The 20981-nt window shown below is 59.0% G+C and carries 18 protein-coding genes; 13 read left to right on the top strand and 5 right to left on the bottom strand.

What is annotated here, in order from left to right:
• Positions 1-61 precede the first annotated feature (61 nt).
• Positions 62-1105, bottom strand: coding sequence for an amino acid ABC transporter substrate-binding protein (locus B9Z34_RS12245; RefSeq protein ID WP_369907674.1), 1044 nt, complete (start codon positions 1103-1105; stop codon positions 62-64).
• Positions 1106-1236: 131 nt separating this feature from the next.
• Here B9Z34_RS12245 and pyrC point away from each other — a divergent pair, with 131 nt between their 5' ends.
• The 7 genes from pyrC (at position 1237) to B9Z34_RS12210 (ending at position 7817) form a co-directional block, all read left to right on the top strand.
• Positions 1237-2274: a dihydroorotase gene (pyrC, locus tag B9Z34_RS12240; protein ID WP_108428403.1), complete on the top strand. Its 1038-nt coding sequence runs from the start codon at positions 1237-1239 to the stop codon at positions 2272-2274.
• 47 nt (positions 2275-2321) lie between these two features.
• Positions 2322-3098, top strand: coding sequence for a DUF3025 domain-containing protein (locus tag B9Z34_RS12235; protein ID WP_108428468.1), 777 nt, complete (start codon positions 2322-2324; stop codon positions 3096-3098).
• A 68-nt stretch (positions 3099-3166) separates the two neighbouring features.
• Positions 3167-4042 carry a protease HtpX gene (htpX, locus tag B9Z34_RS12230; RefSeq protein ID WP_108428402.1) on the top strand — a complete coding sequence of 292 codons (876 nt, stop codon included), beginning with the start codon at positions 3167-3169 and terminating at the stop codon, positions 4040-4042.
• A 166-nt stretch (positions 4043-4208) separates the two neighbouring features.
• Positions 4209-5159, top strand: a complete 951-nt coding sequence (locus B9Z34_RS12225) for a DMT family transporter (protein WP_108428401.1) — start codon at positions 4209-4211, stop codon at positions 5157-5159.
• Positions 5160-5195: 36 nt separating this feature from the next.
• A complete protein-coding gene (locus tag B9Z34_RS12220; protein WP_108428400.1) occupies positions 5196-5885 on the top strand; it encodes an ATP-binding cassette domain-containing protein in 690 nt (229 codons plus the stop codon).
• The gene (locus tag B9Z34_RS12215) at positions 5882-7177 is read left to right on the top strand and encodes an ABC transporter permease (protein ID WP_108428399.1); all 1296 of its coding nucleotides are present in this window, start codon (positions 5882-5884) and stop codon (positions 7175-7177) included. Before B9Z34_RS12220 ends, B9Z34_RS12215 begins: the two co-directional genes overlap by 4 nt.
• A gap of 16 nt (positions 7178-7193) precedes the next feature.
• Positions 7194-7817, top strand: coding sequence for a DUF3299 domain-containing protein (locus tag B9Z34_RS12210; protein WP_233249591.1), 624 nt, complete (start codon positions 7194-7196; stop codon positions 7815-7817).
• A gap of 155 nt (positions 7818-7972) precedes the next feature.
• Here the strand turns inward: B9Z34_RS12210 and B9Z34_RS12205 are convergent, their stop codons facing one another.
• The 3 genes from B9Z34_RS12205 to B9Z34_RS12195 form a co-directional block, all read right to left on the bottom strand.
• Positions 7973-8872, bottom strand: a complete 900-nt coding sequence (locus B9Z34_RS12205; protein ID WP_108428398.1) for a 5'-nucleotidase — start codon at positions 8870-8872, stop codon at positions 7973-7975.
• Positions 8873-8888: 16 nt separating this feature from the next.
• A complete protein-coding gene (gene ilvA / locus B9Z34_RS12200; RefSeq protein WP_108428397.1) occupies positions 8889-10436 on the bottom strand; it encodes a threonine ammonia-lyase, biosynthetic in 1548 nt (515 codons plus the stop codon).
• 74 nt (positions 10437-10510) lie between these two features.
• Positions 10511-13102: a TonB-dependent siderophore receptor gene (locus B9Z34_RS12195; RefSeq protein ID WP_158268729.1), complete on the bottom strand. Its 2592-nt coding sequence runs from the start codon at positions 13100-13102 to the stop codon at positions 10511-10513.
• A 464-nt stretch (positions 13103-13566) separates the two neighbouring features.
• Here B9Z34_RS12195 and B9Z34_RS12190 point away from each other — a divergent pair, with 464 nt between their 5' ends.
• Both B9Z34_RS12190 and B9Z34_RS12185 read left to right on the top strand, forming a co-directional pair.
• Complete coding sequence (locus B9Z34_RS12190; RefSeq protein ID WP_108428395.1) at positions 13567-14019, top strand: OsmC family protein; 453 nt, start codon at positions 13567-13569, stop codon at positions 14017-14019.
• A gap of 43 nt (positions 14020-14062) precedes the next feature.
• Positions 14063-15283: an ATP-binding protein gene (locus tag B9Z34_RS12185; protein ID WP_108428394.1), complete on the top strand. Its 1221-nt coding sequence runs from the start codon at positions 14063-14065 to the stop codon at positions 15281-15283.
• Between the two features lie 22 nt (positions 15284-15305).
• Here the strand turns inward: B9Z34_RS12185 and coq7 are convergent, their stop codons facing one another.
• Positions 15306-15932, bottom strand: coding sequence for a 2-polyprenyl-3-methyl-6-methoxy-1,4-benzoquinone monooxygenase (gene coq7, locus B9Z34_RS12180; protein WP_108428393.1), 627 nt, complete (start codon positions 15930-15932; stop codon positions 15306-15308).
• A 353-nt stretch (positions 15933-16285) separates the two neighbouring features.
• Between coq7 and B9Z34_RS12175 the strand changes: the two genes are divergently transcribed.
• The 4 genes from B9Z34_RS12175 to B9Z34_RS12160 all read left to right on the top strand — a co-directional run bounded on the left by B9Z34_RS12175 (position 16286) and on the right by B9Z34_RS12160 (position 20980).
• Entirely contained in the window at positions 16286-17407 is a 1122-nt protein-coding gene (locus B9Z34_RS12175) for a porin (protein ID WP_108428392.1), read from the top strand.
• A 196-nt stretch (positions 17408-17603) separates the two neighbouring features.
• Positions 17604-18251: a DUF3047 domain-containing protein gene (locus B9Z34_RS12170; protein ID WP_233249589.1), complete on the top strand. Its 648-nt coding sequence runs from the start codon at positions 17604-17606 to the stop codon at positions 18249-18251.
• A 141-nt stretch (positions 18252-18392) separates the two neighbouring features.
• On the top strand, positions 18393-20000 hold the full coding sequence (locus B9Z34_RS12165) for an ABC transporter substrate-binding protein (RefSeq protein WP_108428390.1): 1608 nt from the start codon (positions 18393-18395) through the stop codon (positions 19998-20000).
• Positions 20000-20980 (top strand): ABC transporter permease, encoded by a 981-nt coding sequence (locus B9Z34_RS12160; protein ID WP_108428389.1) that lies wholly within the window; start codon positions 20000-20002, stop codon positions 20978-20980. Before B9Z34_RS12165 ends, B9Z34_RS12160 begins: the two co-directional genes overlap by 1 nt.
• The last annotated feature ends 1 nt before the right edge of the window (position 20981 follow it).

Genomic DNA, 20981 nt, shown 5'->3' with positions numbered 1-20981 from the left:
CGGGCCGATGTCCTTTCTTGGGGTCAGTGTTTGTCTGGATCAGAAAACACCAGGGGGTCGATCAGCGCACGGGTGGTGCGTACATCAGGCCGCCTTTGTTCCACTGGTTGTTCAGGCCGCGTGGCAGTTTGAGGGTGGACTTGGGACCCACATTGCGCTCGAACATTTCACCGTAGTTGCCCACGGCCTTGATGGCTCGGTAGGCCCATTCCTTGTCCAGGCCCAGCAGCTTGCCGGTGTCTTCCGAGGTGCCCAAAATGCGCTGCACGACGGGGTCGGCGCTGCTCTTCATCTGGTCGACGTTGGCTTGGGTGATGCCGTACTCTTCGGCCTCGATCAGGGCAAAGACCACCCATTTGACGATGGCGAAGAACTCGTCGTCACCCCGGCGCACGCTCGGGCCCAGAGGTTCTTTGGAGATCAGGTCAGGCAGGATGACGTGGTCATCGGGGTTGGTGGCTTCCTTGTTGCGCACCGAGGCCAGGCCCGATGCGTCGGTGGTGTAAGCCTGGCAGCGGCCTGCAAAGTAGGCCTTGTTGGTGGCTTCCTGGGTGTCAAACACCACGGGTTTGATGCCCAGCTTGTTGACCTTGGAGTAGTCGTTCAGGTTCTTCTCGGTGGTGGTGCCCGACTGCACACACACGGTAGCGCCCTTGAGCTGCTTGGCGCTGGTGATCTTGGACTTTTTGGTCACCATGAAGCCTTGGCCGTCGTAGTAGGTGGTGCCGGTGAAGTGCAGGCCCAGCGAGGCGTCGCGGTTCAGGGTCCAGGTGGTGTTGCGCGACAGGATGTCGATTTCACCGGCTTGCAGCACGGCAAAACGCTGCGTGGCGTTCAGGGGGGTCCATTTGACCTTGTTGGCATCGCCCAGCACAGTGGCGGCCACGGCCTTGCACACGTCCACGTCCAGACCGGTCCAGTTGCCTTGGCTGTCCGCAGCGGCAAAGCCGGGCAGGCTGGGGTTCACGCCGCAGTTCAGGGCGCCGCGCGACTTGATGGCATCCAGGGTTTTGCCCGCCATGGCCGGTGTGGCGACGGCGCCCAGCAAAGCGAACATGGATGCGGCCAGCAAAGGGCGTTGAATCAGGTTTTGGACAAATTTCATGGATTAACCTCATCGAATTTAAAAATTCATTCTTGCATGAAAAAAACGCCCATTTACCCCGGGTTATCACCGAGCGGCAGCCTGCGGGGCGCGGATTTTGGGGGCTTTGGCCGATTTGGGACAATACGGGCATGACACAAGAACTCACCCTCACCCGCCCCGACGACTGGCACCTGCATGTGCGCGACGGTGCCGCCCTGAACGTGGTGGTGCCGCACACCGCCGCCCAATTCGGTCGCGCCATCATCATGCCCAACCTCAAGCCGCCCGTGACCACGGCCGAGCAGGCGCTGGCCTACAAGCAGCGCATCCTGGCCGCCGTGCCTGCGGGCATGGCCTTTGAGCCGCTCATGACGCTGTACCTGACGGACAACCTGGCCCCAGCCGAAATTGCCCGCGCCAAGGCCGCTGGCGTGGTGGCCTGCAAGCTCTACCCGGCAGGGGCCACCACCAACAGCGACGCGGGTGTGACCGACCTGCGCAAGATCTACCCCGTGCTCGAAGCCATGCAGCGCGAAGGCGTGCTGCTGTTGGTGCACGGCGAGGTCACCTCGTCCGACATCGACCTGTTCGACCGCGAAGCCGTGTTCATCGAGCAGCACCTCATCCCGTTGCGCCGCGATTTCCCGGGTCTCAAAATCGTGATGGAACACATCACCACGAAAGAAGCTGCGCAGTACGTGGCCGCGGGCGATGCCAACCTGGGCGCAACCATCACCGCGCACCACCTGCTGTACAACCGCAACGCCATCTTCACGGGCGGCATTCGCCCCCACTATTACTGCTTGCCGGTGCTCAAGCGCGAGACGCACCGGGTAGCGCTGGTGCAGGCCGCCACCAGTGGCAACAACCGTTTCTTTTTGGGCACCGACAGTGCCCCGCACCCAGTGCACCTCAAAGAGCACGCCACGGGCTGTGCCGGTTGCTACACCGCGCACGCGGCCATCGAGATGTACGCCGAAGCCTTTGAGCATGCGGGCGCCCTGGACAAGCTCGAAGGCTTTGCCAGTTTCTTTGGGGCCGATTTTTACGGCCTGCCACGCAACACCGGCACCATCACCCTGCGCCGCGAGAGCTGGACGCCCGCTGAAAGCTTTGCCTTTGGCGAGGCTGAACTCAAGCCTCTGCGCTCCGGAGAAAGCCTGCCGTGGCGTCTGGTGGCGGGCTGAGCCCCAACCGGGCCTGGCACCGCTGCGATCCGGCCTCCAACTTGGGCGTGTCCGACATCGATTGGTACGCCCCCTGGCTGGCCGACTGGCGGGCGGTGGGTGAGCCCATCGCACGGCAAGTGGCGGCAGGTTCGCCCCAGCCCGAGGCCTTGAACGCGGCGGGCCGTGCCCCGGTGCGCTTTGTGCCGCAAGCCGACTTGCCGGAAGGCCAGGCTTACGAAGATTTCATTTTTGCCACCGGCCAAGTGCCCACCCGCGAGGGCTTGCACGATTTCTTCAACGCCCTGTGCTGGATGCACTTCCCGCTGGCCAAAAAACGCCTGAACCAGCTGCAAGCCCAGGAAATCGCCCGCGCGGGCGTCGGACAGGTGCGCGGCCCGGTGCGCGATGCCGCCACCGTGTTCGATGAAAACGCCTTGCTGATTCAGCCTTCCGATGCCTTGTGGGCCGCCTTGACCGAGCACCGTTGGCGCGATGCCCTGGTGGTTTTGCGCAGCGAGTGGGCGCACACACGGCTTTGGACCTTTGGCCACGCCGCGCTCGAAAAAGCGGTGCAGCCCTACAAGTCGATCACCGTGCACCTATGGCGTGTGCCGCTAGGCGTGGCGGCGGCGGACATCGATGCCTGGCTGGCGCAAGACCTCACGCCTGAAAAACTGGCCCGCAAACCTTTCAGTCCCTTGCCGCTGCTGGGTGTGCCGGGCTGGTGGCCCGCCAACGAAGACCCGGCTTTTTACGCCGATGCCAGCGTCTTCCGCCCCCGCAGGCGACGGCACTTGGCTGAAAAACCGTACGCCAATGCGGAAATCACGCCACCGGCTTGATTTTGCAGACTGACACCCTAATATTCGACCCAACGTGCCCGCGTCTTCGGGTGAAAGTGAAACCTGTCATGAAACGTATTTTCTTGTTTGTCTTGACCAACTTGGCCGTGGTGGTCGTGCTGGGCATCGTCGCCAATTTGTTGGGCGTCAACCGCTTCCTCACAGCCAATGGCCTGAACCTGGGCGCCTTGCTCGGTTTTGCGTTGATCATGGGCTTTGGCGGTGCCATCATTTCCTTGCTCATCAGCAAGCCCATGGCCAAGTGGACATCGGGCGTGAGGGTGATCAACCAACCGGCCAATGCCGACGAAGCCTGGATTGTGGACACCGTGCGCAAGTTCGCTGACAAATCCGGCATCGGCATGCCTGAAGTGGGCATCTTTGAAGGTGACCCTAACGCCTTTGCGACGGGCGCTTTCCGCGACTCGGCCTTGGTGGCCGTGTCCACCGGTTTGCTGCAGAACATGACGCACGAAGAGATCGAGGCCGTCATTGGCCACGAAGTGGCGCACATCGCCAATGGCGACATGGTCACCATGACGCTGATCCAGGGCGTGATGAACACCTTTGTGGTGTTCATCTCCCGTGTGGTGGGTTACGCGGTGGACAGCTTCTTGCGCAAGGGGGACAGCGAAAATTCCGGCCCCGGCATTGGTTACTACGTCACCACCATCGTGATGGACATCGTCTTGGGCTTTGCCGCCGCCATGATCGTGGCCTGGTTCAGCCGCCAGCGCGAGTTCCGCGCCGACGCCGGTGCAGCCAAGCTGATGGGCCGTAAGCAGCCGATGATCAACGCCCTGGCCCGCCTGGGCGGTGTGCACACGGCCGAGTTGCCCAAGAGCATGGCCGCCATGGGCATTGCCGGTGGCATCGGCCAGCTGTTCAGCACCCACCCGCCCATTGAGCAGCGCATTGCTGCCTTGCAAAACAGCGCCGGTTAATCAGCCATTCGGCCGCAGGGGCGGCCTCCCACAAAAACCGAGCAAACCAAGCCCCCTGTGGGAGCGGGCCCCTGCTCGCGAATGTGGGCGTAACCGAGGTGACCTGAGCTCTCGCGGAGTCGCCTTAAGATGATGGGGTGATTCATTTTTGCCTGGGTGTTTGCGCATGAAGCCGCGCAAAACCTTTTTCTCTCCCCCGCGTCAATGGTTGCTCGCCCGCCATCGCAGTCGGCGCTCGTTTGCAGGCTGGCCTGTGGCCGTGCGGGGCATGGTCTGGATGGTTGTGGGCGGGATGCTGTTTTCCTTGCTCAACACCATCGCCCGCGAACTGACCTTGCATCTGGACGTTTACCAGTCCCAGTTCCTGCGCTATCTTTTTGGCTTGATCTTCATCCTGCCCTGGGTCTGGCGCGACGGCTGGCGTGCCTACATGCCGGTCAATATGGTGGGTCAATTCTGGCGCGGTGGGGTACACACCCTGGGCCTGATCCTGTGGTTCACCGCCTTGCCCAAAATCCCGCTGGCCGACATGACCGCCATTGGGTTCACCGGGCCGATTTTCATCATGATCGGTGCGGCCTGGTTTTTGGGCGAGCCCATGCGCAAAGACCGCTGGATCGCCGCCATCATTGGTTTTGCAGGCGTTCTGGTGGTGGTTTTGCCCAAAATGTCGGGCGAGGGCGGCTGGTTCAATCTGGTCATGCTGGCTTCGTCCCCCGTTTTCGCGGCGTCCTTTCTCATCACCAAAGCGCTGACCCGTTACGAAAAACCCGGTGTCATTGTGCTGTGGCAAGCCCTGACGGTGTCGGTGCTCAGCCTGCCCATGGCCTTGCCGCATTGGCAAATGCCTACGCCCATGCAGTGGCTGGGTTTTGCCGCCACGGGTGTGCTGGGCACCTTGGCCCACTATTGCCTGACGCGGGCCTTTGCCCTGGCCGACATTTCGGCCACCCAATCGCTGCGCTTTCTGGACCTGGTTTGGGCGTCCTTGTTGGGCTGGCTGGTGTTTGGCGATGTGCCCAGTCAATCGACTTGGCTGGGTGCGTTTGTCATTTTGTGGGCAACCGTCTGGATTGCCCGCAGAGAAGGACGGAGAAAGCTGGTCGTGCCCGATTGACGGGGTATATTGCCGCGTCAACTCAGGGAGAGCTTCGTGATCGACATCGAGCCCTTGCGCTTCGCTTGGACCCGGGCGGGCGCTGACACATTGGCTTTGGGCCGTTTGCATGTGCCGCCAGGCCAAACCGTTTTCTTGCATGGTCCCAGCGGCTGCGGCAAAAGCACCTTGCTGGGCCTGTTGGCGGGTGTGCTGTTGCCGCAATCTGGCCGTGTGCGCCTGCTGGGGCAGGACTGGGCGGCTTTGAAGCCAGGGCAACGCGACGCCTTTCGGGCGAACCATGTGGGCCTGATCTTTCAGCAGTTCAATCTGCTGCCCTACCTGAGTGTGCTGGACAATGTGACCTTGCCTTGCCGCTTTTCGCCCCTGCGGCGCTCGCGTTGCCAAGCGGCTGGCGGAGCCGAAGCGGTGGCCCAAAGCTGGCTTGGGCGCATGGGTTTGCCCGAGGGCTTGTGGACGCGCCGCGCCGATGCCTTGTCGGTGGGCCAGCAGCAGCGCGTGGCTGCTGCCCGCGCCCTGATCGGGCAACCCGAATTGATCTTGGTCGACGAGCCGACTTCGGCGCTGGATGCTGCCTTGCGCCAAGGCTTCATGGACTTGTTGCTGCAGGCCGCACGCGACGCGGGCAGCACCCTGGTGTGCGTGAGCCATGACGAGCAGCAGGCGCTGCGCTTTGATGTGCAGTGGTCCTTGCCCGACCTGCAGCAAGCCGAGGTACCCGCATGAACAGCCTGCTTGGCATCGCGCGGCGCAGTGCCTGGAACCGGCGCAGCACGCTGGCGTGGGTGGTGGTGTCGCTGGCGCTGGCCACCGCCTTGCTGTGGACGCTGGAGCGTTTGCGCCACGACATTCGCCACAGTTTTTCGCAATCGGTCAGTGGCGTCGACCTGATTGTGGGCGCCCGCAGCAGCCCGGTGCAGCTGATGCTGTTTTCGGTGTTCCACATCGGCAGCGTGCCGCAAAGCATGTCCATGGACAGCGTGCAGGCCTTGTCGAACCACCGTTCGGTGTCCTGGGTCGTGCCCTTGAGCCTGGGTGACTCGCACCGGGGTTTTCCGGTGCTGGGCACCACGCCCGCTTACTTTCAGCACTTTGCCTATGGCGACAAGCAGCCGCTGGCTTTGCAGCAAGGGGCAGTGTTTGCGGGCAATCTGGATGGTTTGTACGAAGCGGTGATCGGTGCCGAGGTGGCGCACAAAATGGGCTACGGCCTGGGCCAACGCATCACGCTGGGCCATGGGATGCACGACCATGACCATGACCACGAAGTCGAGGAAGCAGACGAGCATGCCGACAAGCCTTTCAAAGTCGTTGGCATTCTGGCGCCCACGGGCACCCCGGTCGACCGCACGGTGCATGTGAGCCTGCAGGCCCTGCAAGCCTTGCATCTGGACTGGGTGGCCGGCACCCCCATGCCGGGTGGGCAGATCCCGGCCGACCAGGCACGCAAATTCAACCTGGAGCCCGAAGAAGTTACGGCCGCCTTGGTGGGTCTGAAAAGCCGGGCGGCGGTGTTCAATGTGCAGCGCTTTGTCAACCATTACGAGGCCGAGGCTTTGATGGGCGTGATGCCCGGCGTGGCGCTGGGTGAGCTGTGGTCGGTGTTGGGTGTGGGCGAGAACGCTTTGCTGGCCGTTTCGGCCCTGGTCGCTTTGGTGAGCGTGGTTTCGCTGATGGCGGTGGTGCTCGCGGGTCTGAATGAGCGCCGCCGTGAACTGGCGGTGCTGCGGGCTGTGGGTGCCGGGCCGCGCCATGTGCTGGGCCTGCTCACGCTCGAAGGCGTGTGGGTCACCTGCGCCGGAGTCGTGTTGGGCGTGCTGCTGGCCCAGGCGGGCATGGCGCTGGCCACGCCTTGGCTGCAGCAGTCGCTGGGCATTCGTTTGCAAATGGCCGTGCCTTTGCCGACACAACTGGCTTTGGCGGGCGCGGTCTTTCTGGCTGGTTTGCTGGCCAGTTTAGGGCCAGCTTGGCGGGCTTACCGTTTATCCTTGGCCGACGGCTTGTCGCCGCGCGTATGAATACAAAGGACCAGGGATGAACCGCAACACCATGATGAAGGCAGGGCTGTGTGCTTGGGCGCTTTGGCTCACGGGCCAGGCCGTGGCGCAAAGCGTGCGTGACACGGTGCGCGAGACCGTGCCGCAGGTCCAACCGGCTTTGTCTGGCGAGGCCCCGCCGCCCGGTGCCAGTGTGCCCGGCCCCACACGCACCATTGGCTGGGAGCAACTGATCCCAGCGGGCTGGGATCCGTACAAAGACCTCAAGGCGCTGAACCTCGATGGCCTGAAAGACAACGATCCCAAGGCCGAAGAGGCGTTGAAGAAGATGCGCAAGATGTGGGACAACGCCCCCATCAACCCGCTGATCCTGGGGCAGAGTGTACGTTTGCCGGGCTACATGGTGCCGCTGGAGGATTTGCCTGAAGGTACCAAGGAGTTTTTGCTGGTGCCTTACTTTGGCGCTTGCGTGCATTCGCCGCCACCGCCCGCCAACCAGATCGTGCATGTGGTGCTGGACAAACCCACCAAACGCTTTCGACTCATGGATACCCTGTGGGTCACCGGCCCCTTGAGCGCCACCAAAACCGACTCGCACATGGGCGTGTCCAGTTACCGCATCGACGCCAAGCAAGTGACCCCGTTCGCAGAGAAAAAGTGAGAGGGGTTCTTGCGGGCATTCGGCCGCAGGGGCAGCCTCCCACAGGGGCAGCCTCCCACAGGGAGCAGCACCTGGTTTCTTATTCAGAGGACTGCTGTGTGGGAGCGAGCCCCCGCTCGCGAATGGCTTCAAATCGCGAATGTGTGCAACGCGTTTCAATCCGAGTTCGATATCCCGGAAGCCACATGCCCCGATGGCACATGCCGCGCAGCCGATTCGATGTGACCGGTCTGGTCGTCAAAGAAAAAGTCCGGCTCGAACTCGCGCAAAAACTCACCCTTGGGCAAGCCGCCCAGAAACATGGCTTCGTCCACCTCGATGTTCCAGTCCATCAGTGTGCGGATGGCGCGTTCGTGCGCCGGGGCGCTGCGGGCTGTGACGAGTGCGGTGCGAATCCGCATGGCGGGCGTGCCCTCTTGCTGCAAGCGGTGCAAGGCGGCCAACAGGGGTTTGAACGGGCCAGCCAACAAAGGCTGCCCGGCCTTGTCTCGTTCGTGGGCCTGAAAGGCTGACAGGCCCTCGGCCTGAAACACCCGCTCGGCCTCGTCAGAGAACAGCACCGCATCGCCGTCAAAAGCGATGCGCACTTCGTGCGGGTTTGCCTCAGAGGCCAGCGCCGAATGCGGGTACACCTGTGCGGCAGGCACACCCGCATCCAAGGCTGCTCGCACATCGGACAAATGGGCCGACAAAAACAGGTTGGCGTTCAGCGGTTTGAGGTAGCGCCATGGCGGCTGGCCCCGTGTGAAGCTGCCGCGCTGGATCGGCAGGCCGTAATGCTGCGCCGAGCGGAACACCCGCATGCCCGAGACCGGGTCGTTGCGCGACAGGATGACGACTTCAACCCGCTGTGCATCGGCATCGTTGAACGCCAGAAGCTTACGCACCAAAGAAAACGCCACGCCCGGCTTGGCAGGCTCTTCCAGCCGCCCCAGCTGCAGCTGCATATAAGCCCGGTCGTCGCCTTGCTCGAAGACCTGGTTTTCTTCTTCGAAGTCGAACAAGGCACGCGACGAGATCGCGACGACGAGTTGGCCTTCCAGGGATGCGGGCATATTCAGCGTATGAAATTTAGCTGCGAAGAAACAGACGATACACCGGGTTGTCCGTCTCTTCCGCATACGGATACCCCAGCGCCTGCAAAAACTTGTCAAACGCCTTGCCGTCCTTGGGCGGTACTTGGATGCCCACCAAAATGCGACCATAGTCCGCGCCCTGGTTGCGGTAATGGAAGAGGCTGATGTTCCAGCCTGGGCGCATCAGGCTCAAGAATTTGAGCAAGGCACCGGGTCGTTCGGGGAACTCAAAGCGCAGCAGGCGCTCGTCTTGGGACAGCGCCGAATGCCCGCCCACCATGTGGCGGATGTGTTCTTTGGCCAGCTCGTCGTGTGTCAGGTCAATCGCCTTGAACTGCTGCTTGTTGAATTTGGCCGCGATCTTGGCGCTTTCTCCCTTGCCGTGGGTGCTCAAACCCAAAAACACATGGGCTTTGTCCGAGTCGCTCATGCGGTAGTTAAATTCGGTCACATTGCGCGGGCCACCCGGCAAGCTGCCGATCAGCTCCAGAAAACGTTTGAAGCTGCCGCGCTCTTCGGGAATGGTCACCGCAAACAGGGCTTCCTTTTCTTCGCCCACGTCGGCGCGTTCGGCCACAAAGCGCAGGCGGTCAAAGTTCATGTTCGCGCCACACAAGATGGCCGCAAAGGTCTGGCCCTTGCATTTGTACGCGGCCACATACTGCTTGATGGCGGCCACCGCCAATGCGCCAGCGGGCTCCACGATCGAGCGCGTGTCCACAAAAATGTCCTTGATGGCCGCGCATACGGCGTCGGTGTCCACCGTCATGTAGTCGTCCACCAAGTTGCTGGCCACGCGGAAGGTCTCTTCGCCCACCAGCTTCACGGCTGTGCCGTCCGAGAACAGGCCCACATCGGGCAGCGTCACGCGCTGTTTGGCGTTCACCGACTGGATCATGGCGTCCGAGTCGTTCATCTGCACGCCAATGACTTTGACGCCGGGGCGCACCGCCTTGATGTAGTTGGCCACGCCGCTGATGAGGCCGCCGCCGCCAATGGCCACAAACACCGCATCCAGCGGCCCTTGGTGCTGGCGCAGCATTTCCATGGCGATCGTGCCTTGGCCCGCGATCACGTCCGGGTCGTCAAACGGGTGCACAAAGGTCAGGCCCTGTTTTTTCTCCAGCGCCACCGAGTGGTTGTACGCGTCGGAATAGCTGTCGCCAAACAACACCACTTCGCCACCCAGGCCTTTGACCGCATCGATCTTGACTTGCGGTGTGGTGGTGGGCATGACGATCACGGCGCGGGTGCCCAGGCGGCTGGCGCTGAGAGCAACGCCTTGCGCGTGGTTGCCAGCCGAGGCGCAGATCACGCCCTTTTTGAGCTGCTCAGGGCTCAGGTGCGCCATCTTGTTGTAGGCCCCGCGCAACTTGAAGCTGTGCACGGGCTGCTGGTCTTCGCGCTTGAGCAGCACCTGATTGCCCAGACGGCGCGACAGGTTTTTGGCAGGCTCCAGCGCCGATTCGGTGGCCACGTCATAGACCTTGGCGTTCAGGATTTTGATCAGGTAGTCGGCGGGGTGGAGTTTGGAGGTGGTCATGTCTGCATCTGTCACTTGCCCGGATAAAAATAGGGCAATCGTTTAATCATAGCGTCCCTGACATTGCCAGCGTTTCAGAACTTGATGTCCATGGCTATCCGTATCGTACGACCGTAGTAGTTGTCATAACGTGTGTCGGAGAGGGTCGATCCCAGGTAGGGGCTGTTGTAACGAACCGGAGGGGTGCGGTTGGTTAAATTGGCAACATGCATCCGAACGCTAAAGTTTGGCGTGAACTTGTATACCCCCGAAACATCGAGTGTCCAATGGTCCGGTACGCGGTGCGTGAATTGGTCACCCACGAAGTAGCCCTGCGAATCGATCAGTGCCGGAAGGGTTTCATCATTGCCAGAGTGGTAATTGACGTGAGCAGTAACACTGAAATTCCGAGATTCGAGAGCCGTCGTTAACCGCAAGATATGGCGAGGCGTCACAGTGTCCGTAGAGGTGTCGTATTTGGCCAGATTGGAAATAGGTTCTTGCCCAGGGTAATTGCTGCGTTTGGATTTCAGGTTGTAAGTGCCCTCTACTCCCGCCCAAATTCGTCCGAGACTGATGGGCCAGCGGTAACGTATTTGGTAGTCAATGCCGGATTTGGTCATCACGCCTTGATTCAGCGGCTTGAATGTGTAGCGGGCTCTGCCTGTGTTGTTGTAGTTGCTTGTGTAATAAATCGCTTTGAGCGCTGGGTCATTCAATATTTGTTCGGCTGTCCATGTACCAAAAACGTCGCGCACATCCACTGCCCAATAGTCCAGACCTAGATTCAATTGAGGCATCGGCTGAGAAAGCACGCCCAAACTCCATTGCTTGGATTTTTCGGGTTCCAGGTCGGGGTTTCCCACAGAGTAACTGTCGGTTGTGCCTGCAACAGCGAAGCGGCTGTAATTGCGCGCGTTGGTTTGTGCCAAGGTCGGCGCGCGAAAGCCTGTGCCTGTACTCATGCGCAGATGGGTGTTGTTGGCCACTTCCAGTTTGGCCCCCAGCTTGCCAGTCAGGACTTTCCCAAAGTCGCTGTACCGCTCGGCGCGTAAGCTCGATACAAACTCCAGCCGGTCGTACACAGGTATTTGCAATTCCAGACCTGCTCCGTTGTTGTTTCGCGTGAAAGGGTAGTCCTCGCGGTTCGCGGCCAATTCATTGATCAATTGTGATTGGGTGTGAAACAGCACCGTCCCGAGTTTGATGTCTCCCCAAGCGGTTTCACCCACAGTACGTGAAGCTTGCAATTGCGTGTCTTGCAAGCGCGTTCGGTATTCTTGTGCCGTGATGGGATCGGCAAACCTGGCTCTGATCTTGGCCCATGTGGCCTCGGAGTAAGTGCTAGGGTCTTGCTGACGCTCTGCGGAATTCAGGATCGTTCCCCAGTTGGTCGCATTGATGAATCCGCCTCGGTTGACGGTTTCAAAGTGATTTTCGGCACGGGTGTGGCTGGCGGTGTAATGCCAGTTATTCCATTCACCGCGAACACCGATCACGACCCTGTGGTTGTTTTGTTTTTCTTTGGCAAACCCCGGGTTGAAGTCTTCTGCATCATAAAGAATGTTGCCATTGGTAGCGCGGCCGTTGACGATGCGACGATAGTCGCTGAATTGTTGCTGATAACCGATCTCGGAGAACACAGCCAATGTGCTATCAATTTGCTTTTCAAATGCGAGCCACAAGGTGGAGTTTTCGTAGCCCGGATAAAGGTATGTGTCGCGCAGTTGGCTTGTTTGGCATTGGTAAGGCGTTGGCCAAGTTGACCCTCTGCGGGTCACACTGTAGTCGTAACCCGAAGGGCATAAAGTTGGGTTTGTACTTTGATTGAGCAGCTGTGCAGGCGCGTTATGTGGAAACATGTTTTGCGGGACAAAATACAAAGGATTGCCTTGCGCATCTTGTCCATAAGGTCGTGTGCGGAGGTCTGTGTAGCTGCGGTCACGCATGCGCACTGGGTCACGCTTTAGCATTTCCAGATGCATTGAAAAGGCATAACCATCCACATCCAATTTGCCTTTGCCCAGGCTGATGCCTGCGCTGTGCCCATCGCCTGTTCCCTGGGTGGAAAGCTTTTCGGCACTTATGCTGATGCCAGGGGCTTGCTGTCGTGTGATCAGGTTCACAACACCGGCAATGGCGTCACTGCCATAGATAGATGATGCACCGTCGGTCAGGATTTCAACGCGTTCGATGGCACGCAAGGGAACCATTGACAAATCAACAGCTGAACGGTCGACTTGTGGGCGCTGTTTGGCAAAAGAAGGAGCTCTGCGGCCGTTGATCAAAACCAATGTCCCTGCTTCATAGCCATGAATCGCTGCCGACCGATAGCCGCCCAAGCCCGAAATGTTGGTTCCACCTGACTCGGTGTATGAATGCATTGAGGACAGGCCCTGGATCAACTCGGGTACCGACTGAACGCCCATGCGTTCGATTTCCTTGCGGTCAATGACGCGTACAGGCATTGCCTCGCGGCTACGTGGATTGATCACGCTCGACCCAGTGATCTCTATCCTTCCAAATTGGCGGTATTCTGGAGCTTGGTCCAAGATCGTGACTTGATATTGGGCCATCGCTGTCAAACTGGTCAATTCAAGACCTAACGCGATGAGGACTGCCCGCTTTGCGATGCCCCCATGAATCCATTCGCACGTTGTTGGACTTATTTCGAGTAAGTGGGCCATGTGCATATCTCCCCTTTTGTCCCAACAACAGATTAAACCATTTTTAGTATTAAATAGTTCATTTTTCGTTGGGCGAAAAAAATGCCCCGATCCTTGCGAATCGGGGCAAATCCACCTTTTCAGAGGGTGGAGGAGACAAAGGGTGCATGCAAAAAAGCACGCCTGTTCGTTATTGTACGGGTATTTTTGCTGCGTTGCAGCAAGTTGGGTGTCTCAAAATGCAAAAAATATATGTCGTGCAATGGATACCCGCCTGCGCGGGTATGACAAATACTTGTCACCCCCGACCTGATCGGGGGGCCATGCCTTCGTCTATGGTGAATACCCGCCTGTGCGGGTATGACAAAGAACATCGTTGGTATGCCCAAGACAAAGCCGGTATGACCAAGAGCCAAGTGCGCTTGGGTAACATACGCACAACCCATTTGCTGGCGTAAGGCTGGCCACTCAACAAGGACATCAAAATGGAATGCACAGTCACCTGGACCGGCGCTGCCGGTACCCGCTCGGGCATGGGCTTTGTGGCCGAAACCGGTTCGGGCCACATTGTCAACATGGACGGTGCACCCGACGCCGCCAAGCCAGAAAACGGCGGCCAGAACCTCGCGCCCCGCCCCATGGAGCTGCTTTTGGCTGGCACCGGTGGCTGCACGGCCTATGACGTGGTGCTCATCCTCAAGCGCGGTCGGCACGATGTGCGCGGCTGCAGCGTCAAGATCAGCAGCGAACGCGCCGAGGTGGACCCCAAAGTCTTCACCAAGATCAATATGCACTTCGCCGTCACGGCCAAGGGTGTGCCAGACAGTGCGGTCGAGCGGGCCATTGCCATGAGCCACGACAAATACTGCTCGGCCAGCATCATGCTGGGCAAAACGGCCGAAATCACGACCAGTTTTGAGGTGCTTGAAGTGGCGTAAAATTCCGAAAAAATGGAATTGCTTTCCATAAATTCGGAAAACCATGCTGGATCGAACCCTTGCACAAGCCATTCACCACATCAGCCAGAACTTCCCGGTCTTGATGGTCACAGGGCCCCGCCAAGTGGGCAAAACCACTTTGCTGGCCATGTGCAGTGAAGGCGCCAGGGCCTACGTCACGCTGGACGACATGGACATGCGCCAACTGGCCCAGCAAGACCCCGCGCTGTTTTTACAGACCTGGCCTGCACCCGTCACGATCGACGAAGTGCAATACGCGCCCCAACTGTTCAGCGCCATCAAAATGGCCGTGGACAAAGACCCGCGCAATGGGCAGTTCTGGCTCACAGGTTCGCAAAAGTTCCAGCTCATGCAGGGTCTGACCGAAAGCCTGGCGGGTCGTGTGGCCATTGTCGATTTGTTGGGCCTGTCCCAGGCCGAGCAACAAGGTCGCGCCCAGCAATCCCGGCCTTTTTTACCCACGACCGACTGGATCGCGCAGGCTCGTAACACCGCTCAGCCTCAATCACTGCAAAGTTTGTATGCACAAATCTGGCTGGGCGCTTACCCTCGCTTGCAAACGCAAGGTGCGCAAAGCCGCGATGTGTTCTACCGTTCTTACGTGCAAACCTATGTTCAACGCGATGTGCGCGAGCTGCTCAAAGTCTCGGACCCCTTGAGTTTTCACCGTTTTCTGGGGGTGGTGGCAGCCAGAACGGGACAGCTGCTCAACTACACCCATCTGGCCAACGAGGTTGACATTGACACCAAAACCGCCAAGGCCTGGTTGTCTGTGCTGGAAGCTTCGGGCCTGGTTTATTTGCTGCAGCCTTATCACCGCAACCTGACCAAGCGCATGATCAAGTCGCCCAAGCTGTACTTTCTGGACACGGGCTTGGCCGCTTACTTGACCAAATGGAGTTCACCCGAGTCGCTGGAAGCTGGCAGCATGTCTGGGGCCATCCTGGAGACTTGGGCGGTGGCAGAAATCCTCAAGAGCTACTGGCACAACGGCAAAGAAGCACCCCTGTTCTTTTACCGCGACACCGATCAAAAAGAGATTGACCTGCTCATCGAATCGGACGATGTGATTTACCCGATTGAAATCAAGAAAACCGCCACACCTTCCACACAAGCCAGCAAAGCGTTTTCAGTCGCAGCGAACTTGGGCAAAACCGTGGGGCATGGCGCGGTGCTCTGCCTCACACCGCGTGACGTGCCCTTGTCAACCAGTGTCACGGCCATTCCCATGGGGTATCTGTAAGCGGCTCGTGCCCCCGGTGGCGTCAAACCCGGTGCGCCACCGTCGTCATCACCTTGGCGGCAGCCTGCATCAGCGCCTTGACCGGTCCGGGCAGCTCCACTGCCCCGGCCTTCATGGCCATTTGGGCGTGGGCGATTTCATCGGCTTTCATTTGCGCCACGATGGCGCGAGAGGCGCTGTCTGCGGCGGGCAAGCGGTCCATGTGGCTTTGCAGGTGCGCTTCCACCTGCCGCTCGGTCTCGACCACAAAGCCCAGGCTCACCTTGTCGCCGCCCAGCTTGCCTGCGGCATACCCAATGGCAAAGGCCCCCGCGTACCAAAGCGGGTTCAAGAGCGAGGGGCGGTCTTTCAGATCGTTGAGGCGCTGCTGCGTCCAGGCCAGGTGGTCGGTCTCTTCACGGCTGGCCTCGGCCAGTTGGGCGCGCAGGGCTGGGTCTTGGCTGGCCAATGCCTGCCCTGTGTAAAGCGCCTGGGCGCAGACCTCGCCCACATGGTTCACCCGCATCAGCGCAGCGGCCTCGCGCCGCTCGGCGTCGGTCAATTCCAGCTCAGCAGCAGGGGCCAAGGGCGTGGGGCGGCTGGCACGGGGCTCGGCCCACAGGGTGCGCAATGCGCTGTCAGCAGCCAGGATCAAAGCATCGGTGTTCATGGAGGGTAGCTTATCAAACAGCGTTGAAATCTTGGGTGCAAAGGGAGACTGATGGGTCATTTATAGAAGCTGGGAAAGTGCAGCTGTTGATTTGATGCTTTTGACAATCCATGGAAGTTGTTGAATTCATTGATAAAAATAGAGTTAAATTGATTCAATTGAAAACAACCTTTGCAGGCTTGTTGCAGAGATGCAACGGAAAAGACCTTTATTCTTTGAAAGTCTTGGAAAAGCCGCTTTGCTCTGGTGCAATACGTGCAACCTTCCGAATTTGGAGGTTGGCTAAGTGTTCAGACAGGTGATCTTCACTTGGTGGATTCGAAGCTCTTTTTTAAACTTTGGAGAAATTTGCAATGAAAAAAACTCTGATTGCTCTGGCTGCTGTTGCTGCCACAGGCGCTGCTTTCGCACAATCCACCGTGACATTGTTCGGTGGCGCTGACCTCGGTTACCGTAATGTCACCAGTGGTGACAACAAATTCAGCGGCATGTCGCAAGACGGCATCTATTCCAGCCGTTTGGGTGTGATGGGCACTGAAGATCTGGGTGGTGGCTTGAAGGCTGGCTTCCACTTCGAAGGCGGCATGGCTCCTGATGTGGGCACTTCTGCTGGCTTTAACTTCACACGCAAGTCCACCATCGGTTTGTCGGGCGGTTTTGGTGAAGTGCGCTTCGGCCGTGACTACACCCCATTGTTCACGATCGCAGGTATCGCTGACCCCTTCGGCACCAACGGTGTCGGTTCCTCCTACAACGTTGCTAACGGTCTCACAGTTGATACAGTTATCGCTGCAGCAGGTTCATTCGCTACTGCACAAGCAGTTGCTACAGCTCCCGGTAGCAAAGTTGCTGCTGGTGTAGTGTATGCTGACCCTAACGCTGTTCGCGCAAACAACAGCGTGACTTACTACTCACCAGCATTCAACGGTTTCACTGCTAGTCTGATGTACAGCTTCGGTGGCGAAAACACATATCAGGCTCGCTCTGCTGGTACCATGACCAGTGTAAAACTGGCTTACGCTAACGGCCCTGTGTCTGTTGCTTACGGTAATCAAGTTACCAAAGGTGGCGTTGCAACTACTACTGCTGCTGATACTGAAAAGTGGACAACTAACTTTCTCGCTGGTGCATATGATCTGGGCGTTGCTAAGCTGAGCTTAGGTTACAAAACTGACAAGCTGTCATTTGCTGACAACGCAAGCGTGAAATCCATGATCTACGGTGTTGCTGCCCCTATGGGTGCTGTGACTTTGAAGGCTTCTTACGTCACTGCTAAGGCTGACGGGGATAAAATGGCAAATCAGTTCGCCTTGGGTGCAGTGTATGACCTGAGCAAGCGCACTTCTGCCTACGCAACTTACTCGACACTGAAGAACGAAGAAGGCTCTGGCAAGAGCGTCGGTTCCGCTGCAGCTAGCGATTTCACTGGCTTGCGTTCCAAAGGCTTCGAAATCGGCGTGAAGCACAACTTCTAATTCCCGGCTGGCGCAAGCCAGTTGAGAGTTAAAACATAAAACCCACTGTGGCAACACGGTGGGTTTTTTCTTGCCTTGTCGTAAGATGCAGATGATGAATAATTGGAACAGTTGCATCCGAATGGGGTGGGCTCTGTGTTTAGTTTTGGGGCTGAATGCTTGTGCAACGCGCCAAGAGAATGCGCCCCAAACATCTGTGTTGACCAAGCCCGTTGGTGGATTGCATTTCAGCCCACAAGACAAAGCGCAATGGGAAGCTGTGACCTTGCCCGGCAAATTGCGTACGGCTTTCAGGCTGGAAAAACACGACCGCCGGGATGCCTTGAGCGCCCACGCGCAAGCCTCTGCCAGCATGCTGCGCCAGCGGCTGAATGTGCCGGCGGACCAATTGGGCCGCTTGCAATTTGCCTGGCAAATTGACAACTTGCTGGCTGAGGCTGACATGGGCGAGCGTGACAGCGAGGACGCGCCTGTGCGGCTGATTCTGGCGTTCGAGGGCGACCGTAGCCGGTTTTCAGCCAAAAACGCGATGCTCAGCGACCTGACCGAGGCGCTCACGGGCGAGCCTTTGCCTTACGCCACCTTGATGTATGTGTGGTGCAACCGCCGCCCAGTCGACACGGTCATCGTCAACCCGCGCACCGACCGTGTGCGCAAGCTGGTCGTGGAGACTGGACCTGCCCACATTCGGCAGTGGCGCCAGTACGAACGCGATGTGCGGGCTGATTTTGAAAAGGCATTTGGTGAAGCCCCCGGCGCCTTGGTGGGCATGGCCATCATGACCGACTCGGACAACACCCGTGGCCATGTCCGGGCCTGGTACGGCGACATTCGGCTGGACTAAAGTCGTTTCCTTAAGGAACCCATGCGTGCACCAGTCCTGTGCGCGACAGGCTATTTGGGGGAATTCCCTCTCCCTGACTCGGGCCTGAATGTTGCATAGTATGCAGTTCTGTACATCGCAATCCATGAACGAGGTGATTTGATGAAAAACGTTCCCAATTTGTCTGTCCGCGCGACCACGCTGGTGTTGTCATTGGGGTTGGCGGGCCTCATGGGCGCTGCTACCGTGCAGGCCAAGCCCTTCAAATGGTCCAGCGCTAGCGACATCCCCACGCTCGACATCCATTCACAAAACAATGCCCTCGGCAATGGCGTGCATGCCGCCATTTTTGACTCGCTGGTCTACTACAACAGCAAAACCTTCAAAATCGAACCCAAGCTGGCCACCTCGTGGAAAGAGATGTCAGCCACGCAGTACCGTTTTAACTTGCGCAAAGGCGTCAAGTTCAGCGATGGCAGCGCACTGACCGCTGACGATGTGGTGTTTTCTCTGGACCGCGCACGCGCCAAGACCTCCAACTTCAACGTCTACACCCAGGGTTTCAGCCGCATCGTCAAGGTCGACGCCAACACCGTGGACATTATTTTGAGCGGCCCCAACCCGGTGTTGTTGAACCAGCTGACCGAGCTGCGCATCATGAGCAAGGCCTGGGCCGAGAAGAACAAGTCAGTGGAGCCCAAAGACGCCAAAACCAAGGACGAAAACTTTGCCCACCGCAATGCCATGGGCAGCGGCGCCTACATGGTCAAAGAGTGGCAGCCCGACCAAAAGCTGGTGCTGGTGAAAAACCCCAACTGGTGGGGTTGGTCAGAAGTGCCCACCAATGTGACCGAAATCGTCTACACCCCCATCAAGAACGAAGCTACACGTGCGGCCGCCTTGTTGTCGGGCGAGATCGATTTCGTGCTGGACCCCAGCCCCCAAGACCTGGGCCGCATGCGCAACAACGCCAACCTGAAGGTGGTGGACGGCATTGAAAACCGCACCATTTTCCTGGGGATGGACCAGCACCGCGATGAGCTGCCTGGCTCCAGCGTCAAGGGCAAAAATCCGCTCAAGGATGTAAAAGTGCGCAAGGCGCTGTACCAGGCCATTGACATCGATACCATCCACCGCGTGACCATGCGCGGCCTGTCGCAAAACACGGGCGCCCTGGTGGCCCCGCAAGTCAATGGCTGGACCCAAGCGGTGGACACGCGCTTCCCTTATTCGCAAGACGCCTCAAAGAAGCTGCTGGCCGAGGCCGGTTATCCCAACGGCTTTGAGGTGGACTTTGCCTGCCCCAACAACCGCTACATCAACGACGAAGAAATCTGCCAGGCCATCACGGCCATGTGGGCCAAAGTGGGTGTGAAGGCCAAGCTGCGCACCATGCCTTTGGTGACGTATTTCCCCATGATCCAGCGCTACGAAGCCAGCATTTACATGCTGGGCTGGGGCGTGCCGACGTTTGATGCGCTGTACAGCCTGCAATCGCTCACTCGCAGCGTGGGCACAGGGGGTGACGGCAATTACAACGTGGGCCGTTACAGCAACCCGCGCATGGACTACATCGTGGACCGCGTGAAGACCGAGACCGACTTGCCTGTGCGCAACCGCCTGCTGACCGAAGGTTTGCAGTTGTCCAACGACACGGTGTCGCACATCCCGCTGCACAACCAGGTCATCCCTTGGGCCATGAAGAAAAATGTGGAAGTGGTGCACCGCCCTGACAACCGCCTCGACTGGTCGCTGATCAAGGTCAACTGATGCTCGCTTTCATCCTGCAGCGGTTGATCCAGGCCGTGGTCGTCATGGTCACGGTCGCTTTCATCGCGTTTTTGTTGTTCCAGTATGTGGGCGATCCGGTGGTGTTCTTGTTGGGGCAAGACGCCACCAAAGAGCAGATCGACATGTTGCGTGCCGATCTGGGTCTGGACCAGCCGTTTTTTGTGCAGTTCTGGCACTTTTTGTCCAATGCGGTGCAAGGCGAGTTTGGCTTGAGCCTGCGTCAGGGGGCCAAGGTCTCGCGCCTCATCGCCGAGCGCCTGCCCGCCACCCTGGAGCTGGCGCTGGTGGCCGCCACTTTGGCGCTGGTCATTGGCATCCCCATGGGGGTGTACGCCGCTCTGCGCCGGGGCACCTGGGCCAGCCAGCTCATCATGACCATCTCGTTGCTGGGTGTCTCGCTGCCCACCTTCCTCATCGGTATTCTGTTGATCCTGGTGTTCGCCGTGATGCTGGGCTGGTTCCCGAGCTTTGGCCGGGGCGAGGTGGTGCAAATGGGCTGGTGGACGAGCGGTTTGATGACGGCCAAGGGCTGGCACCACATCACGCTGCCCGCCGTCACATTGGCCATTTTTCAGCTCACCTTGATCATGCGTCTGGTGCGGGCCGAGATGCTGGAGGTGCTGCGCACCGACTACATCAAGTTCGCGCGTGCACGTGGCTTGTCCAACCGCGCCATCCACTTTGGCCACGCACTCAAAAACACGCTGGTACCCGTGCTCACCATCACCGGTTTGCAGCTGGGCGGTTTGATCGCGTTTGCCATCATCACCGAGACGGTGTTCCAGTGGCCGGGCATGGGCTTGCTGTTCATTCAAGCTGTCACGTTTGCCGACATCCCGGTCATGGCGGCTTATTTGTGCCTGATCGCTTTGATCTTTGTGGTCATCAACCTGATCGTGGACTTGCTTTACTTTGTGGTCGATCCGCGCCTGCGCGTGGGCAAGCCCGGGGGGCACTGAG

The organism is Limnohabitans sp. Hippo3 (assembly GCF_003063665.1).
In the GTDB taxonomy this organism is placed as follows: Bacteria; Pseudomonadota; Gammaproteobacteria; order Burkholderiales; family Burkholderiaceae_C; genus Limnohabitans_A.
This window is presented reverse-complemented; position numbering and strand designations above follow the sequence as displayed.

Excerpts from the sequence above, each read along its gene's own strand:
- coq7 (WP_108428393.1), bottom strand. The coding sequence starts at position 15,932 with ATGAACACCGATGCTTTGATCCTGGCTGCTGACAGCGCATTGCGCACC.
- B9Z34_RS12185 (WP_108428394.1), top strand. The coding sequence starts at position 14,063 with ATGCTGGATCGAACCCTTGCACAAGCCATTCACCACATCAGCCAGAAC.
- B9Z34_RS12190 (WP_108428395.1), top strand. The coding sequence starts at position 13,567 with ATGGAATGCACAGTCACCTGGACCGGCGCTGCCGGTACCCGCTCGGGC.
- B9Z34_RS12160 (WP_108428389.1), top strand. The coding sequence starts at position 20,000 with ATGCTCGCTTTCATCCTGCAGCGGTTGATCCAGGCCGTGGTCGTCATG.
- pyrC (WP_108428403.1), top strand. The coding sequence starts at position 1,237 with ATGACACAAGAACTCACCCTCACCCGCCCCGACGACTGGCACCTGCAT.
- B9Z34_RS12195 (WP_158268729.1), bottom strand. The coding sequence starts at position 13,102 with ATGGCCCACTTACTCGAAATAAGTCCAACAACGTGCGAATGGATTCAT.
- B9Z34_RS12210 (WP_233249591.1), top strand. The coding sequence starts at position 7,194 with ATGAACCGCAACACCATGATGAAGGCAGGGCTGTGTGCTTGGGCGCTT.
- htpX (WP_108428402.1), top strand. The coding sequence starts at position 3,167 with ATGAAACGTATTTTCTTGTTTGTCTTGACCAACTTGGCCGTGGTGGTC.
- B9Z34_RS12245 (WP_369907674.1), bottom strand. The coding sequence starts at position 1,105 with ATGAAATTTGTCCAAAACCTGATTCAACGCCCTTTGCTGGCCGCATCC.
- B9Z34_RS12165 (WP_108428390.1), top strand. The coding sequence starts at position 18,393 with ATGAAAAACGTTCCCAATTTGTCTGTCCGCGCGACCACGCTGGTGTTG.
- B9Z34_RS12215 (WP_108428399.1), top strand. The coding sequence starts at position 5,882 with ATGAACAGCCTGCTTGGCATCGCGCGGCGCAGTGCCTGGAACCGGCGC.
- B9Z34_RS12205 (WP_108428398.1), bottom strand. The coding sequence starts at position 8,872 with ATGCCCGCATCCCTGGAAGGCCAACTCGTCGTCGCGATCTCGTCGCGT.
- ilvA (WP_108428397.1), bottom strand. The coding sequence starts at position 10,436 with ATGACCACCTCCAAACTCCACCCCGCCGACTACCTGATCAAAATCCTG.
- B9Z34_RS12225 (WP_108428401.1), top strand. The coding sequence starts at position 4,209 with ATGAAGCCGCGCAAAACCTTTTTCTCTCCCCCGCGTCAATGGTTGCTC.
- B9Z34_RS12175 (WP_108428392.1), top strand. The coding sequence starts at position 16,286 with ATGAAAAAAACTCTGATTGCTCTGGCTGCTGTTGCTGCCACAGGCGCT.